The sequence below is a fragment of the Bacillus sp. EB106-04-02-XG92 genome, from assembly GCF_058791995.1.
The window spans coordinates 428,724-445,204 of sequence record NZ_JBYTEA010000001.1 but is presented as its reverse complement, the minus strand read 5'-3'; the positions used below and the strand labels follow the sequence as shown (position 1 = coordinate 445,204).

At 35.6% G+C, this 16,481-nt stretch carries 21 protein-coding genes; 17 read left to right on the top strand and 4 right to left on the bottom strand.

What is annotated here, in order from left to right:
• The first annotated feature begins 7 nt into the window (after window positions 1–7).
• The 10 genes from AC3WVA_RS02300 (at window position 8) to AC3WVA_RS02255 (ending at window position 6,881) form a co-directional block, all read left to right on the top strand.
• Window positions 8–712, top strand: a complete 705-nt coding sequence (locus AC3WVA_RS02300) for a DUF421 domain-containing protein (protein WP_098519979.1) — start codon at window positions 8–10, stop codon at window positions 710–712.
• A gap of 70 nt (window positions 713–782) precedes the next feature.
• Window positions 783–1,247 carry an NUDIX hydrolase gene (locus AC3WVA_RS02295; RefSeq protein ID WP_098519978.1) on the top strand — a complete coding sequence of 155 codons (465 nt, stop codon included), beginning with the start codon at window positions 783–785 and terminating at the stop codon, window positions 1,245–1,247.
• 122 nt (window positions 1,248–1,369) lie between these two features.
• On the top strand, window positions 1,370–1,777 hold the full coding sequence (locus AC3WVA_RS02290; protein ID WP_098519977.1) for a YjdF family protein: 408 nt from the start codon (window positions 1,370–1,372) through the stop codon (window positions 1,775–1,777).
• Between the two features lie 142 nt (window positions 1,778–1,919).
• A complete protein-coding gene (locus AC3WVA_RS02285; protein ID WP_492321826.1) occupies window positions 1,920–2,333 on the top strand; it encodes a BrxA/BrxB family bacilliredoxin in 414 nt (137 codons plus the stop codon).
• A gap of 404 nt (window positions 2,334–2,737) precedes the next feature.
• On the top strand, window positions 2,738–3,517 hold the full coding sequence (locus tag AC3WVA_RS02280; RefSeq protein WP_098391086.1) for a transporter substrate-binding domain-containing protein: 780 nt from the start codon (window positions 2,738–2,740) through the stop codon (window positions 3,515–3,517).
• A 36-nt stretch (window positions 3,518–3,553) separates the two neighbouring features.
• Window positions 3,554–4,213: an amino acid ABC transporter permease gene (locus tag AC3WVA_RS02275; RefSeq protein WP_048531023.1), complete on the top strand. Its 660-nt coding sequence runs from the start codon at window positions 3,554–3,556 to the stop codon at window positions 4,211–4,213.
• The gene (locus AC3WVA_RS02270) at window positions 4,206–4,928 is read left to right on the top strand and encodes an amino acid ABC transporter ATP-binding protein (RefSeq protein WP_000590218.1); all 723 of its coding nucleotides are present in this window, start codon (window positions 4,206–4,208) and stop codon (window positions 4,926–4,928) included. Before AC3WVA_RS02275 ends, AC3WVA_RS02270 begins: the two co-directional genes overlap by 8 nt.
• 100 nt (window positions 4,929–5,028) lie before the next feature.
• Complete coding sequence (locus tag AC3WVA_RS02265; RefSeq protein ID WP_048531019.1) at window positions 5,029–5,997, top strand: aromatic acid exporter family protein; 969 nt, start codon at window positions 5,029–5,031, stop codon at window positions 5,995–5,997.
• A 16-nt stretch (window positions 5,998–6,013) separates the two neighbouring features.
• A complete protein-coding gene (locus AC3WVA_RS02260) occupies window positions 6,014–6,574 on the top strand; it encodes a L,D-transpeptidase (protein WP_098880817.1) in 561 nt (186 codons plus the stop codon).
• A 67-nt stretch (window positions 6,575–6,641) separates the two neighbouring features.
• A complete protein-coding gene (locus AC3WVA_RS02255) occupies window positions 6,642–6,881 on the top strand; it encodes a DUF3894 domain-containing protein (protein ID WP_098880818.1) in 240 nt (79 codons plus the stop codon).
• Window positions 6,882–6,953: 72 nt separating this feature from the next.
• Here the strand turns inward: AC3WVA_RS02255 and prli42 are convergent, their stop codons facing one another.
• A complete protein-coding gene (prli42, locus tag AC3WVA_RS02250; protein WP_000549038.1) occupies window positions 6,954–7,046 on the bottom strand; it encodes a stressosome-associated protein Prli42 in 93 nt (30 codons plus the stop codon).
• A 188-nt stretch (window positions 7,047–7,234) separates the two neighbouring features.
• Here prli42 and AC3WVA_RS02245 point away from each other — a divergent pair, with 188 nt between their 5' ends.
• Together AC3WVA_RS02245 and AC3WVA_RS02240 are read left to right on the top strand one after the other, a co-directional pair.
• Window positions 7,235–7,780, top strand: a complete 546-nt coding sequence (locus AC3WVA_RS02245; RefSeq protein ID WP_142341999.1) for a GNAT family N-acetyltransferase — start codon at window positions 7,235–7,237, stop codon at window positions 7,778–7,780.
• A gap of 127 nt (window positions 7,781–7,907) precedes the next feature.
• Window positions 7,908–9,026, top strand: a complete 1,119-nt coding sequence (locus AC3WVA_RS02240) for a tripeptidase T (RefSeq protein ID WP_048531011.1) — start codon at window positions 7,908–7,910, stop codon at window positions 9,024–9,026.
• Window positions 9,027–9,070: 44 nt separating this feature from the next.
• On the opposite strand, the gene AC3WVA_RS02235 is transcribed toward AC3WVA_RS02240, so the two are convergent.
• Window positions 9,071–9,271: a hypothetical protein gene (locus tag AC3WVA_RS02235; protein ID WP_048531009.1), complete on the bottom strand. Its 201-nt coding sequence runs from the start codon at window positions 9,269–9,271 to the stop codon at window positions 9,071–9,073.
• A 142-nt stretch (window positions 9,272–9,413) separates the two neighbouring features.
• On the opposite strand from AC3WVA_RS02235, the gene AC3WVA_RS02230 reads away from it, so the two are divergent.
• The gene (locus tag AC3WVA_RS02230) at window positions 9,414–10,652 is read left to right on the top strand and encodes a DNA polymerase IV (protein ID WP_098880820.1); all 1,239 of its coding nucleotides are present in this window, start codon (window positions 9,414–9,416) and stop codon (window positions 10,650–10,652) included.
• Between the two features lie 257 nt (window positions 10,653–10,909).
• Here AC3WVA_RS02230 and AC3WVA_RS02225 read toward each other — a convergent pair whose 3' ends face one another.
• Window positions 10,910–11,161, bottom strand: a complete 252-nt coding sequence (locus AC3WVA_RS02225; protein ID WP_000656495.1) for a DUF3932 family protein — start codon at window positions 11,159–11,161, stop codon at window positions 10,910–10,912.
• Between the two features lie 189 nt (window positions 11,162–11,350).
• On the opposite strand from AC3WVA_RS02225, the gene rnz reads away from it, so the two are divergent.
• From rnz to sdaAA, 3 genes are all read left to right on the top strand, one after another.
• Complete coding sequence (gene rnz, locus AC3WVA_RS02220) at window positions 11,351–12,274, top strand: ribonuclease Z (RefSeq protein ID WP_492321768.1); 924 nt, start codon at window positions 11,351–11,353, stop codon at window positions 12,272–12,274.
• 635 nt (window positions 12,275–12,909) lie between these two features.
• On the top strand, window positions 12,910–13,569 hold the full coding sequence (gene sdaAB, locus AC3WVA_RS02215; protein ID WP_048531003.1) for an L-serine ammonia-lyase, iron-sulfur-dependent subunit beta: 660 nt from the start codon (window positions 12,910–12,912) through the stop codon (window positions 13,567–13,569).
• A gap of 18 nt (window positions 13,570–13,587) precedes the next feature.
• Window positions 13,588–14,466, top strand: a complete 879-nt coding sequence (gene sdaAA / locus AC3WVA_RS02210) for an L-serine ammonia-lyase, iron-sulfur-dependent, subunit alpha (protein WP_048531002.1) — start codon at window positions 13,588–13,590, stop codon at window positions 14,464–14,466.
• A 52-nt stretch (window positions 14,467–14,518) separates the two neighbouring features.
• Here sdaAA and proI read toward each other — a convergent pair whose 3' ends face one another.
• A complete protein-coding gene (gene proI / locus AC3WVA_RS02205) occupies window positions 14,519–15,358 on the bottom strand; it encodes a pyrroline-5-carboxylate reductase ProI (RefSeq protein ID WP_071757313.1) in 840 nt (279 codons plus the stop codon).
• A gap of 164 nt (window positions 15,359–15,522) precedes the next feature.
• On the opposite strand from proI, the gene AC3WVA_RS02200 reads away from it, so the two are divergent.
• Window positions 15,523–16,476 (top strand): MBL fold metallo-hydrolase, encoded by a 954-nt coding sequence (locus AC3WVA_RS02200; RefSeq protein ID WP_087956880.1) that lies wholly within the window; start codon window positions 15,523–15,525, stop codon window positions 16,474–16,476.
• Window positions 16,477–16,481: the final 5 nt, after the last annotated feature.

The window sequence follows — 16,481 nt, the reverse complement described above, 5'->3', positions numbered from 1 at the left end:
CAAAGTGATGCATATGCATATTTTTGAAGGGGCACGGCATCTTTCCAATAATGAATGGGTTATTCGGGCTATTATAGCATACATATTTTTAATATTAGTTGCGAAAGCGATGGGACAAAGATCCATCGCGCAACTTCGTTTTTTAGATGTTGTATTAGTGTTATTGCTTGGAGGGAATATTTCTAACGCATTATCTGATGAAAAAGTAGGATTACTCGGATCAATGATTACAACGTTCATACTCGTTGTACTTCATATTATAAGCTCAGTCTTAATGTTGAAATGGGATAGATGGAGACGTTTTTTAGAGCCAGCACCTATTATTCTTATACACAATGGTTCCATTGATTTTAGCAATTTGAAAAAAGCGAGAATTACAGTGGAATATTTATTTTCCGAACTTCGCATGCGAAACGTGAGTGACATTCAAAAGATTAAATTAGCATTATGGGAAGCGAACGGTGTTGTTTCTATATTTCAGTATCCAGAATATGAGACAGTTTCGCGGCTGGATCTGAAAGTCGCGGGAAAAAAATCTCCAGTTTCTTTTGTATTAGTAAAGAATGGGAGCATTCAGAAAGATGTTCTTGCTTTATTAGGGAAAACAGAAGAGTGGGCGAGAGAATTTCTAGAGAAGAATGCAGAAGTCGAATCCATTATGTTAGCTACAGTAGATGAAGCACATAAAATAAATATTTTGTTAAAAAAATGAAAAATATACGCATTTTGTCGTTTCATACATATGATACAATAGTGTGGACAACGAAAAAGGAGGCGATACGATGGGATATGTAGAAGAATTACGAAAAATAGTTGGTCATCGCCCTTTAATTTTAGTTGGTGCTGTTGTACTCGTTATAAATGAAAATGGATATGTATTACTACAACAAAGAACAGAGCCTTACGGAAAATGGGGGCTGCCTGGCGGATTAATGGAGCTTAGCGAATCACCAGAAGAAACAGCTTGCCGTGAAGTATACGAAGAAACAGGAATAGAAGTGAAGAACCTGCGATTAATCAATGTGTTTTCTGGAGCGAACTATTTCACAAAATTAGCAAACGGTGATGAATTTCAATCTGTAACGACCGCTTATTATACGGATGAATACGACGGAGATTTTGTTATGAATAAAGAAGAAGCGGTTCAGCTTACATTCTTCCCACTAACAGAACTACCTGACTATATTGTGGGATCGCATAAAAAAATGATTGTTGAATATATGAAAATTATGGAAAAAAAGATATAATGATAGTGAAAGAAATACAAAAACACAGTTCTGGTCGGTAGTCCAGACGCATGATTACATGTCAGTAACCTTCCCCTCCGGGATGTCCAGTATTTCTAATTTTTTTAAAGGAGGGGCTGTCAATGGATTTGACAGTATATCATGATGGTCAATTTTTCGTAGGAATTATTACGCATAAAGAAAAAGGGAAATTGTATGGAGCAAGGTATATTTTTGGATTGGAACCTTCAGATGAAGAAGTACTTATATTTGTGAATGGTCCAATGTTAGCGTATTTCCAGCACGTTGCGAAATGCGGTGTGGAAGTGAAAGAAAAACAACGTCCAAAAAATATAAAACGTATCATACGACAAGCGGCAAAAGAAGGAAATGAAAAACGTTTTACTAAGGCACAAGAGGCAATTAGCTTATCTTATGAATTGCATAAACAAGAAAAGAAAGTGCAATCTAAGGAGAAGCGTGAGGCTGAAAAACAAAGAAGACGTTTAATTAAAGTACAAAAAGCAAAGCAAAAACATCGTGGTCATTAAGAAAAGGTGTTAGAGCCCTGCTCTAACACCTTTTCTATGCTGAAATACAAGTAAACTTACTTGTATTTCATAAACATTAACTGGTAAGATACAAATAGGTAGTTTTAGAGGAGGGAAAAGATTGATTAATTTTAACTTTTTTATGAATGATGTTGTCCGCCAAGCGCGTGAAGAGATTGTCTCTGCTGGATATACAGAATTAACGACGCCAGAAGCAGTAGAAGAAGCGTTTAAAAGAAATGGAACAACACTTGTAATGGTAAACTCTGTATGTGGTTGTGCAGGCGGTATTGCTCGTCCTGCTGCTGCGCATTCTGTACATTATGATAAACGTCCTAACCACCTTGTAACGGTGTTTGCAGGTCAAGATAAAGAAGCAACAGCAAGAGCTCGTGAATATTTCGAAGGGTATCCACCTTCTTCTCCATCATTTGCTTTATTAAAAGATGGGAAAATTGTAACGATGGTAGAGCGTCATGAAATTGAAGGTCATGAACCGATGCAAGTTATTGCAAAACTACAATCTTATTTCGAAGAGAATTGCGAAGAAGTATAAAATAAACGAAAAGGCGGTACGTCCACAATGAAGTGGGTGTACCGCCTTTTTTATTTAGTATTAAAATTTATCCCGCATTTAACGGGCAGTAAGACCCCCATCTCAAAATTCAGCGAAAGCAAAGAAGTTAGGTGGGGGTCGGGCTGCCCGTAAAAGCCCGATTGGTGAGGGCTAATAATCAGTGGGGGATGAACAAAACCCCCACTGATTAAAGTTTCACTTTATGGGATATGCATAGACCTGTTGTTTTATGCATCATTTTATACATAAAAAACGTTATTAATATTGTTATTTAATTTATTTTTATTTTATATATTGCATAAAAATAAAAGTGCTGATACAATACAAACATCGAATAAATATTCTATTAAACTTTTAAATATACATCATTAGGGGGAAGAAAGATGAAGAAGTTATTATCAATATCGTTTGCACTTATTTTAATTGTAAGTATATTCAGCGCTTGTAGTAATGGGGAGTCGAAAGAAACAAAAGGAAATAAGAAAGTACTCGTAATGGGGACTTCAGCAGATTATAAACCATATGAATACGTAGAAGCTTCAAAAAGTGATGAAATCATCGGCTTTGATGTTGATGTTGCTAAATATATCGGAAAAGAACTTGGTTATGAAGTGAAAGTGAAAGATATGGATTTTGGTGGTTTATTAGCATCTCTTAGTTCAGGAAAAGTTGATTTCGTAATGGCAGGCATGACGCCAACTGCAGAGCGTAAAAATAATGTTGATTTTACAGATATTTATTTCGTTGCGAAAAATATGGTCGTTTCTAAAAAGGATTCTAACATTAAATCTGTAGAGGATTTAAAAGGGAAAAAAGTAGGAGTACAAACAGGGTCTATTCAAGAAGAGAAAGCAGCAGAATTTAAAAAACAAGTAGATTTCCAAGTTGAGGGACGTGACCGTATACCAGAAATCGTACAAGAAATTAAAGCTGGTCGTTTTGACGCTGCAATTATAGAAGACACAGTTGCTAAAAATTATTTAGAGAAAATGAAAGATTTACAAGGAATTGAAATTAAAGAAGCACCAGAAGAAGTTGGAGCAGCAATTGCCCTTCCGAAAAACAGTGATAAAACAGCTGAATTTAATAAAGTAATTAAAAAAATGCAAGAAAATGGAGAAATGGATAAATTAGTGAAGAAATGGTTTGGCAGCGGAAAATAAGCTGCCTTTCACTTTTCTGTGAGGGGAATGAAAAGAATGAACTTAGATTTTTCGGCGATTACGCCTTCGATACCATATATACTAAAAGGTTTAGAAGTTACTTTGAAAATTGTAGCAGTATCAGCTTTAGCAGGATTTATTTTAGGAACGCTATTAGCACTTTGCAAAATTGCTAGAATACGAGCGTTAAATATAGCGGCAGATCTTTATACATCAATTTTCCGTGGTACACCACTTGTATTGCAATTAATGATTATTTATTTCGGTGTCCCGCAAATAATTGGTTATGAAATACCAGCATTCGTAGCAGCTGTATTAGCATTTAGTTTGAATTCAGGTGCATATATGTCAGAAGTAATCCGTGCGGGCATTCAAGCTGTTGATAAAGGACAAACAGAAGCAGCAATGGCTTTAGGGGTACCATATGGAAAAATGATGCGAAATATCATTTTCCCTCAAGCATTAAAAAATATATTACCAGCGCTTGTGAACGAGTTTGCGACACTTACGAAAGAATCGGCTGTAGTAACAGTAATAGGAGCGACGGATTTAATGCGCCGTGCTTACATTGTAGGTGGCGAGACGTTTAAATATCTTGAACCATTACTTTTTGTTGGACTCATTTATTATATGTTAGTCATTATTCTTACATTAGTTGGGAAGGCAATTGAAGGGAGAATGAAGAAAAGTGATTAAAATTGAAAACCTTCATAAATCATTTGGAAAAAACGAAGTATTAAAAGGAATTACAACAACGATTGAAAAAGGGGAAGTAGTAGCAATTATTGGACCGTCTGGATCAGGGAAATCAACATTTTTACGTTGTATGAATGTGCTAGAAGCACCGACAAATGGTCACATTTGGATTGGAACGGAAGAAGTAACGAATCCAAAAACGAATATTATGCACGTTCGTGAAAATGTCGGAATGGTATTTCAGCATTTTCACCTATTTCCTCATATGACTGTATTAGAAAATATTACGTATGCTCCTATCAATGTAAAAGGGGTAACGAAACAAGAAGCTGAAAAGAAAGCCGAAAAACTTTTAGAAAAGGTCGGTTTATTAGATAAAAAAGATACGTACCCGAATCGTCTTTCGGGTGGACAAAAGCAACGTGTAGCAATTGCGAGAGCGTTAGCGATGGAACCAGAAGTGATGTTATTTGATGAACCTACATCAGCACTTGATCCAGAGATGGTGAAAGAAGTGCTAGAAGTTATGAAATCATTAGTTACGACAGGAATGACAATGGCGATTGTTACACATGAAATGGGATTCGCAAAAGAAGTAGCAGATCGTGTTCTCTTTTTAGATGGTGGAAAACTTGTAGAAGATAGTGCGCCAGCAGAATTTTTTGCAGCACCGAAAAGTGAACGTGCGCAACAATTTTTACAAAAAATATTGTAATCTGTAACGGTTACGTGAATAATAAGTAGAAAAGGATGACATTGTGTCATCCTTTTTTTATACTAACTGTAAATACGTTTATACATATAGGAGCAATGCTATGTTCAAAATTGGATACCGTACAGTAAAAACAGCAATAGGGACAGGCGCAGCAGTTTTTATTGCTCAGTTATTAGGATTAGAATTTTATAGTTCAGCGGGTATTTTAGTTATATTATGTGTACAAAATACGAAACGTAAATCACTTCAAGTATCGTTACATCGTTTTTTAGCTTGTGTATTATCAATGGTATTCGCGTTTTGTATTTTTGAAACAATTGGATATACACCGCTAGCAATTAGTGTATTATTACTTACATTTATTCCGACTGCAGTAATGCTTAAAATTCAAGAAGGTATTGTCACGAGTTCAGTTATTGTGATGCATCTATATTCATTGAAACAAATTACATGGCTTATTGTTGGAAATGAAATTGCGATATTAACGATAGGGATTAGCGTGGCTTTATTAGTGAATATGTATATGCCAAGTAGTGAAAATAAGTTGAAAGAGTATCAGGACAAAATAGAAAGTAATTTTAAAACGATTTTGTTTGAAATGGTCGTTTATTTACGAAACAGGGAAAGTAGTTGGAGCGGAGCAGAACTTATTGAAACTGAAAATATGCTAAATGAAGCAAGAGATTTATCGTTTAAGAAGCTTGAGAATGCATTCATGCGAGAAGATGGCTATTACTATCGTTACTTTAATATGCGCATGCAACAGTTCGAAATTTTAGAGCGGATGATACCATTAGCAGCTTCTTTATCATGGACATACGAACAAGCTGACATGATTGCGGATGTAGTTGAAAACATTGGAAATGCCATTAGTCCTGAGAGTACTGGGGTTATCTCTTTAAGACAGCTTCAAGAAATGAGAGAATTATTTAGGGACATGCCATTGCCAGTTACACGCGAAGAATTTGAGATACGTGCGAAACTTGTTCAACTTGTATATGAAATGGAGCAATATTTACTCATTAAAAGTCGTTTTAAGGGAAAGGATAATATAAAAGAACTTATATAGAAGGTAGGAATTATTTATGCCGTATCTTCTCTCTTTCATATTATGTCTTTCTTTATCGCCTATTTGGCCTCTTGGTGATAATCCACGTGCCGGGGATCCTTTTATTATTGTAAATAAAGCGACGAATAAATTAGCTTATATTGACGATGGAAAGATTCAAAAGGTTTTTCCAGTAGCGACAGGGAAAACGAATGAATTAACTCCAGAAGGAACTTTTGATGTTGTAATGAAAGCAAAGGATCCGTATTACATTGCGAAGGATATTCCAGGTGGATCGCCAAAAAATCCACTTGGGTCAAGGTGGATTGGATTTAATGCAAGAGGAACTGATGGAAGTAAATATGGAATACATGGAACAAACCAACCGAGTTCAATTGGAAAGTATATTTCACAAGGGTGTATAAGAATGAAGAAAAACGATGTGGAATATTTGTTTGATCGCATTCCAATTGGAACGAAAGTATGGATTGTGAAATCGAAAAAATCATTTCAGCAATTGGCAAAAGAAAAAGGAGCCATTGCATATGAAATAGCCAACGAAAAGGTTGGCTTTTTCTATTGTAATAAGTTGTCTTGACATGTGTACATAACCGTGCGTTAATGAGAGTATAGAAAGATAAAAATTAAATAAAGGGGTTGCTCATATGTACTTGAATCCAAAACTTTCATATATGCAGTTTTTTATGGGATTTCTATTTGTTATTACATTCATGTTGGCAACTTTTAATATATGTTCTTATCTTGTAGCGATTGTATGTATGGCATTACTTAATCTTACTTTTGTTATTGGAGCATTTCAGCAGAAACAATATACAAGTTTTGTAATAGCACTTGTAATGTCATTTTCCTTTAGTATTGTAGCGATTGTGCTTTATATAAAATAAACCATCTCGATATCGAGATGGTTTATTTTGTTATATGTAAAAAGTAAAAAAAGGACGAACACATCGTCCTTTTTACCAAAACATACTCGCGCCAGCAAGTAATGTTGTTACAAGCATAGAAATTAGCATTACATAAATCATAACTTTTTGAGCTTTTTTATGCATCGTTATACCTCCTTGCAAATCAGTACAATATCATTGTAACGAGAAATGATATTGTGGACAAGGGGAGAGAAATGACAAAATTCGAGAAGTGTGTGTAAAGTATAACAGGAAATTTGTATGCATGTAGAGAATATATAAAATGATGGAGTGTAAGTTTTTTGTTATGCAAGCTGAAGAATGGAGATACGATGATGAAAATATATGAAACAAATCGTTTATATTTAAGGGAAATCGATGAGTCGTATGCTGAAAAAGTTCTTCAATATTACGACAGAAATCGTGAATTTTTAAAAGCTTGGGAAGAGTATAGACCAAATGATTTTTTTACGTTAGATTATCAAAAGAAAAAGTTACAAAAGGATAGAAAAGAGTTCGCAGAAGGGAAAATCATCAGGCTTTGGATTTTTAAAAAGGGTGATGATACGAAAATAATTGGATGTATTTCATTTAATTTAATTGTTCGCGGAATTTATCAATCTTGTGTACTCGGCTATAAATTAGATAAGGCAGAGTTAAACAAAGGTTATACGACAGAAGCGCTTAGAAAAGCCATTCAAGTTGCTTTTGAGGAATTTCAATTACATCGTATAGAAGCGCCGATTATGCCGCGAAATTTAGCATCTATACAAGTAGTGACGAAAATAGGCTTTCAATATGAAGGCGTGTCTCGGAAGATGTTAATGGTTAATGGAGTGTGGGAAGATCATATGCGCTGGGTATTGTTAAATGAGTAATAGAAAGCAGATGGTTATCTAGACATATAAACCGTCTGTTTTTTGTCTTGTATTTCGAAACTTTTGCGAAATTCTGTTATAATTGATAGTGTTACATACATAATGGTAGTGCAGGAGGCGCAGTCTTATGATTAATCAAGAACGTTTAGTAAATGAATTTATGGAATTAGTACAAGTAGATTCTGAAACGAAATTTGAAGCAGAAATTTGCAAAGTATTAACAAAGAAATTCACAGATTTAGGTGTAGAAGTATTTGAAGATGACACAATGGCTGTTACTGGTCATGGTGCAGGTAACTTAATTTGTACATTACCAGCAACAAAAGATGGTGTTGATACAATTTACTTTACTTCTCATATGGATACAGTAGTTCCTGGTAATGGAATTAAGCCTTCTATTAAAGATGGATATATCGTATCAGATGGTACTACGATTTTAGGTGCGGATGATAAAGCAGGATTGGCATCGATGTTCGAAGCAATCCGTGTTTTAAAAGAGAAAAATATCCCTCATGGTACAATTGAATTTATTATTACAGTTGGAGAAGAATCTGGTCTTGTTGGTGCAAAAGCATTAGATCGTGAGCGCATTACAGCGAAATACGGTTATGCATTAGATAGCGATGGAAAAGTTGGTGAAATCGTTGTTGCAGCTCCAACACAAGCGAAAGTGAATGCAATTATTCGCGGGAAAACAGCTCACGCTGGTGTAGCACCAGAAAAAGGTGTATCTGCAATTACGATCGCAGCGAAAGCAATTGCGAAGATGCCTCTTGGTCGTATTGATTCTGAAACAACTGCAAATATTGGACGTTTTGAAGGTGGTACACAAACGAATATCGTTTGCGATCATGTACAAATCTTTGCAGAAGCGCGTTCATTAATCAATGAAAAAATGGAAGTACAAGTTGCGAAAATGAAAGAAGCATTTGAAACAACTGCAAAAGAAATGGGCGGTCACGCAGACGTTGAAGTAAACGTTATGTACCCAGGATTTAAATTTGCTGATGGCGACCACGTTGTAGAGGTTGCAAAACGTGCAGCTGAAAAAATTGGTCGTACACCTTCTCTTCACCAAAGTGGTGGCGGAAGTGATGCGAACGTAATTGCAGGACACGGTATTCCAACAGTTAACTTAGCGGTTGGTTATGAAGAAATTCATACAACAAATGAAAAGATTCCTGTTGAAGAATTAGCGAAAACAGCAGAATTAGTTGTTTCAATTATTGAAGAAGTAGCGAAGTAATATAATAGAAAAAGCGTGTAAATCCATTGTGATTTACACGCTTTTTATTTTGATTCAATTGCTTTTACAAGACGGATAAGCCAATACAAGAAAATCCATGGCAGTATGTAAGTTGTTACTACATGGACTAGCCGAGGGAGGAAACCAGCTATGTTAATATCAAAAATAGGAAGAAGTAAATAATTGATGGCGATGATTAGTATAATTACGAGAAACGTATAATTGAGTTTATCAGTTGAATTCATAATAATCACCCCTAATTACAAATATATCCATTTGTTTAAATTATAGCAATGAATATGATAGAAAAGAACAAGTAATTATTATAATTATTGTGTAAAATTTGATATAATAAAAGAACGAACGTTCTGATTAGGGGTGAGTACTGTGCGAGAAATGTATCCAAAAAAAGGTCGTGTTATTTTACATGTAGATATGAATTGTTTTTTCGCATCTGTTGAAATTGCTCATGACCCATCATTACAAGGGAAGCCGTTAGCGGTTGCTGGAAATGAAAAAGAAAGAAAAGGAATTATCATAACATGTAGTTATGAGGCGAGAGAATATGGAATACGTACAACGATGCCTCTTTGGGAAGCAAAAAGGTTATGTCCGCAATTAGTTGTAAGGCGTCCTAACTTTACATTATATCGTGAAGCTTCATTTCAAATGTTTCAAATCCTTTCTCGTTTTACGGACAAAATACAACCAGTCTCAATAGATGAGGGGTATCTAGATATTACAGATTGTTACGGGCTCGGTTCGCCTCTTGAAATAGCAAAGATGATTCAACAAGCATTATTAGCAGAGTTACAGCTTCCGTGTAGCATCGGAATTGCTCCAAACCTTTTCCTAGCAAAAACAGCTTCTGATATGAAAAAGCCCCTCGGGATTACGGTGCTTCGAAAACGAGATATTCCAGAAATGATTTGGCCACTTCCAGTTGGAGCGATGCATGGAATTGGGGAAAAAACAGCTGAAAAATTAAATGATATTCATATACAAACAATTGAGCAGTTAGCAAAAGGGAACGAACATATCATTCGCGCTAAAATTGGAAAGCATGGTGTTGATTTACAACAGCGGGCAAAAGGTGTGGATGATAGGGAAGTTGATCCGAGTCAAATGGGACTACATAAAAGCGTTGGTAATTCGATGACCTTTTCAAAGGATATGGATGAAGAGAAAGAATTACTTGATATGTTAGAACGGCTATCCAAGTCAGTGAGTAAAAGATTACAAAAGCGAACCCTTGTCAGCTATAATATTCAAATTATGATTAAATACCATGATAGACGCACAGTAACGAGGAGTAAGCAATTGAAAAATGCCATTTGGGCAGAACGAGATATTTTTCAGGCAGCATCCCGTTTATGGAAGCAACATTGGGACGGGGATTCCGTTCGTTTACTAGGTGTGACAGCTACTGAAATAGAGTGGAAGACAGAATCGGTGAAACAATTAGATTTGTTTTCATTTGAAGAAGATGCGAAAGAAGAGCCGCTACTTGCTGTCATTGATCAAATTAATGATAAGTATGGAATGCCGATTTTACAACGAGGTAGTCAATTATTACGTAAGCAAGAAAAGTCCTTTCAGCAAAAATTAGAAAATAAGTTTATGTAGGAGGTGTCATGACGTAGTAAATATCATGACACCTTTTATTTTTAAAATTAATTGTGAAATTTTTTACTATAAAGTTTTTATAGAACACAAATTGTTTCTTTTGCACTACAAGCAAAAAAATTATTTAATAACTCAAGTGAAAAGATAATTTTAGATGAGTTCGATCAAAGTATGTATACAGATTTTTGGACGGAATATGATGATTTGCTAAATAAGTATAAATAAAAAGCACTGATTACAGTGCTTTTTATAATAGATTATGAGATTGTAGCATTTTCAAAAATAACAATTTCTGAACTGTTTGTTGTTGAAACGCGTTGTGCGTAATATGTTAAAGCTGAAGAAATATATGTTGGTAACGAATCATTTGTATGTGTTGTTGTATATTCATGGATTAATTCTTTCAAAGTCGTCCATTCTAATTGTGCTGGGTGATCTGACACGAAAGAACTTACCCAGCGATCAAATGAAGATGAAAAATCAGTTTGTAAACGAAATGCTTCTTTCATAATAAAACGCTCCCTTAACATGTAGTATAATCATTTTAACACAAAACACGAACGATGGATAAGTTTTTTGAGTATAATGTTCGTGTTATATAGTTGTCTAGATGATTGGTTATGTAAATTCGATTTGCCATTTGAAATAACATTCCGTAAGATGAAAGGTAGATTATATAAAGAGCTGGAGGAAAGAAAGTGGAATTTGTATTTTTAGGAACTGGTGCAGGTGTTCCTTCGAAAGGAAGGAATGTTTCAGCAATTGCTTTGCAATTGTTAGAAGAACGAGGACAGACTTGGTTATTTGATTGTGGCGAGGCGACGCAACATCAAATATTACATACATCAGTACGCCCACGCCGCATTGAAAAAATATTTATTACGCATTTACATGGTGATCATATTTTTGGCTTGCCTGGTTTATTAGGAAGCCGTTCATTTCAAGGAGGGACTACACCTTTAACAGTGTACGGACCAAAAGGAATTAAACAATTTATTGAAGTGGCATTATCAGTAAGTACGACACATGTAAAATATCCACTTGAAATTGTTGAGATAACAGAAGAAGGTACTGTGTTTGAAGACAATGAATTTCATGTGGAAACGAAAAGATTGTCACATGGTATTGAATGTTTTGGGTATCGTATTATAGAGAAAGATATACAAGGTGCCCTTTTAGTCGATAAATTACTGGAGATGGGTGTGAAACCAGGTCCACTCTTTAAACGTTTAAAGGATGGGGAAGTAGTTGAATTAGAAAATGGTACGATACTAAACGGAAAAGATTTTATCGGCCCACCTCAAAAGGGAAGAGTTATTACCATTTTAGGTGATACAAGATATTGTGAAGCGAGTAGAGAGCTAGCACAAGACGCTGACGTACTTGTTCATGAAGCAACTTTCGCGGCAGAAGATGAACAACAAGCGTATGATTATTTCCATTCCACATCTAAGCAAGCTGCGAGTATTGCACTTCAGGCAAATGCGAAACGTTTAATATTAACTCATATTAGTTCTCGTTATCAAGGAGATACGTATAAGGAATTATTGAAAGAGGCAAGAGAGCTATTTTCTAATACAGAAATAGCTACGGATTTGAAATTATTTCCAGTGGAAAGATAAGAATGGTATGAAAAAATGGCGACAAGAGGTTGCCATTTTTTTATTTCTAAAAAAATTAAAAACAAAACTGTTATCATTTTATACTTATTTGGGGTGAAACAGAAAGTTTTAATGATGGGAAGATATAGGATAAAGATGCATAGTAGCGATTATTTAGAAAAACTGTTATACAAGTCAGACGACATACGAGTAGTACAAATGGTAAAAACAGATTGTTATTCAGAAATTTTAAAATTCAATAAAAGTAAGCGTTTTATTAAAAACAAGCTATAATGAGGGCAGATTATAATTTATCCGCTATTTGCGGGCTAATAATTAGTGGGATGGACAAAATCCCTACTAATTAAAGTTTCACTTGTTTATGCTATCCTTGTAAGTGGTTCTGTGTTAAACTTTGGATTGCTACCAGACTTTATTGTGGATTAGCTTATATTATTTTTAAATGAAGGTAATGCGAAGTTTCTTATTTATTATGGTCACTAGTATTATTTCAGGATATATTGTTTCACTATTATTCAAAAACAATCCAATTCGTACAGTAGAATAAATTCGTAGTACAACTGGAAAAGCAACCGAATTGGTAGCTTAATAGAATAGTAAAAAAATTTTTTCATAGAGGTTTAGGGGGAGTTATGATGAAGTATCGCTCAGTATTTGATATTATTGGTCCAGTTATGATTGGTCCATCAAGTTCACATACAGCAGGCGCAGCAAGAATGGGGCAAGTTGCTCGCCAGCTGTTTCGTCATGAACCAGAAAGAGTAAGCATTTCATTATATGGATCATTTGCAAAGACGTATCGTGGGCATGGTACAGATGTAGCACTGATCGGTGGGATATTAGGGTTTGAAACAGATGACTTACGTATTCCAGAGGCGCTAGACATAGCAAAAGAGCGCGAAATTGAAGTGGAATTCATTGAAGAAGATGCAAATGCACCTCACCCAAATACAGCGAGAATTCGTTTGTATAAAGGTGAAGAAGAAATTGAAGTTGTTGCTTGCTCAATTGGTGGCGGTAAAATTGAAGTTGTAGAATTAAACGGATTCGATCTTCAATTAACAGGCACAAGTCCAGCACTACTTATTGTAAATAACGATCGCTTCGGTGCTATTGCAGCAGTAGCTTCAATCCTAGCGAAACACGAGATTAACATTAGTACAATGAGTGTTTCTCGTAAAGAAAAAGGAAGAAGAGCGCTTATGGTCATCGAAACAGATGAATTATTAGCAGATGAAGTAATTGAAGAAATAAACGCGCAACAAAATATTTGTCAAGTAACTATTATGGAATAATTGCAGGGGGGACACACCATGTTTCGGAACGCAGCGGAACTAGTGGCGCAAGCTAAAGAACAAAATGTAAAAATCGCAGAAATTATGATTCAATGTGAAATGGAAACAAGAAGTATTTCACGTGAAGAAGTAATTGCTGGTATGGAAAAGAACTTAGTCGTAATGGAGCAAGCAGTAGAACGTGGTATTCGCGGAGTGAAATCACCAACTGGTTTAACTGGTGGAGATGCTGTAAAAGTTCAAACGTATATGAATAGCGGAAAAGGTTTATCTGGAGATACAATTTTGGACGCGGTGAGTAAAGCTGTTGCAACAAATGAAGTAAACGCAGCGATGGGAATTATTTGTGCAACGCCAACAGCAGGATCTGCTGGAACAGTGCCAGGTGTACTATTTGCACTAAGAGAAAAATTGCAGCCTACACGTGAAGAAATGATTGAATTCTTATTTACAGCAGGAGCTTTCGGTATGGTTGTTGCAAATAATGCTTGTATTTCTGGTGCAGCGGGAGGATGCCAAGCTGAGGTTGGTTCAGCAAGTGGGATGGCAGCTGCAGCTGCAGTTGAAATGGCTGGTGGAACACAAGACCAAGCAGCTACAGCGATGGCAATTTCATTAAAGAACATGCTTGGTTTAGTATGCGATCCTGTTGCAGGACTTGTAGAAGTACCTTGCGTAAAACGTAATGCAGCAGGAGCTGCAAATGCAATGATTTCGGCTGATTTAGCATTAGCTGGTGTAACGAGTACCATTCCATGTGATGAAGTAATTGAGGCGATGTTTAGAATCGGACAAACGATGCCAGTAGCACTTCGTGAAACAGCTGAAGGTGGACTTGCAGCAACACCGACTGGTCGCCGTCTGCAAGAAGAGATTTTTGGGAAGACTAATAACTAAATAATATATGTTTATAAAAAAACGGAGCTCAAGTAAGATTGAGCTCCGTTTTTTATTTTTCTTTTGTTAGTTGTTCTAATGTTTTCCCAAGATTATGTGATCGTTGTGTAGCCTGTGTAATACAAGAAATAAGTGCTTGTTGAAATTTATATTCTTGTAATACTTCAATACCTGCTTCGGTCGTTCCGCCAGGAGAAGTAATTTCCTTTCGTAAAATAGAAGGATGTTTTTCACTTGCTTTTAGCATCTCGGCAGCACCAATCATCGTTTGAAGAATAAGTGACTTTGCAACATCTTCTTTTAAACCAATTTTTTTTGCAGCTTCTTCCATCGCTTCTACTACGTAATAAATATAAGCAGGCCCACTTCCAGATAATGCAGTGACAGCATGCATATCTTCTTCCTCAACAACAGAGACGAGACCGATCGTTTCAAATAAAGCTATGGCAGTTTGAATATGTTCCGCTGTTGCATGTTTTGAAGGTGAGATAGCAGTAGCTGATTTTAAAATAGCTGCAGATGTATTTGGCATTGCACGAATAATCGGAACGTCTTTTTGAAGTAGGCTTCTAATCGAGTGAGTAGAAACGCCTGCTAATAACGAAATAATAAGCAGGTTATTATGTATGTCTTCTTTAAAAGGGGTAAGCGCTTCTGCAACATCTTTCGGTTTCATTGCTAGAAAAAGAATATTTGTATTAGTAAGTAGTTCTTTTTTATTGTGTGTACCTTTGACTCCGTATTTGTTATGTAGCTCCTGCAACCTTGTCTCGTTAGAGCGATTACTTACAGTAATTTGTTCGCCTTTTACAACATTTGCATGTAACAAGCCACCGATAATAGCTTCAGCAATAGAGCCTGCACCGAGAAAGGAAATATTTTGAATAGACATGATGTTCCTCCTTTAAATTTGGTTAAAATTCTTATAAATGTACATACATTCGTTTTTTTATAGGAAACACCTCTTTTTATCTGAAAATAATGACAAATATATATAGAAGTTGTAAACTGAAGAAGTATTCATTTTTGAACCGGAAAGAGACAGGGGGGCTAAGCATGACGGCGATTCACCGAATGGAGATTCCTGTGCCATTTGCAGTTGAAACTGTGAATGTGTTTTTAGTTGAGGGGGAGACGTTAACATTAATTGATACAGGGACGAATACAGAAGAGGCAAGAAATGCGTTAGAAAGGCAATTAGGTACATTAGGATATACGATAGAAGATATTGAAACAGTAGTCATTACGCATCATCATGCTGATCATTGTGGGCTTTTAAATATATTTTCTGAGAAGACGAACATTATTGGACATCCTTGGAACGAGCCTTGGATCACACAAAATCCAGAATTTTTAAAGTGGTATCATGAGTTTTTTAGAGAGACGGCTTTGCAATTTGGTGTTCCAGCAGCATTTTTGAAAGACGAGGCGTTATTGACGACAAAGACACTGAAATATTCTTGTAATAGATCATTAACGCATACTGTAAGAGAGGGCGATTGTATTGATTCCATGCCTGGATTTACAGTAATTGAAACACCAGGTCATGCTTCCACTCATATTTCATTATATAGAGAATCTGATGGAATACTAATTGGAGGGGATGCTCTCATTAGTCATATTTCTTCGAATCCAATATTAGAACCACCATATGAAGGACAAACAGAAAGGGCACGCCCGTTATTACAATATAATCAAACGTTAAAGCGTTTAAGTGAAATGAATATTTCACGCATTTTATCAGGACATGGAGAAGATGTTCTAAATGTGAAACAACTTATTGAAACGAGATTACAAAAGCAAGAAACACGTGCGTTTAAAGTGCTTGAGTTATTAAAGGAAAAACCAATGACAGCATTTGAAGTATGTGTGAAACTATTTCCGGTATTATATAAGGAGCAATTGCCACTTACTATTTCAGAAACTGTTGGACAATTAGACTTTTTAGCATATAATCAACAAGTGATGATTGATGAATCTTCGCAACAATTGATTTATTATGCAAAGTAGGTGAC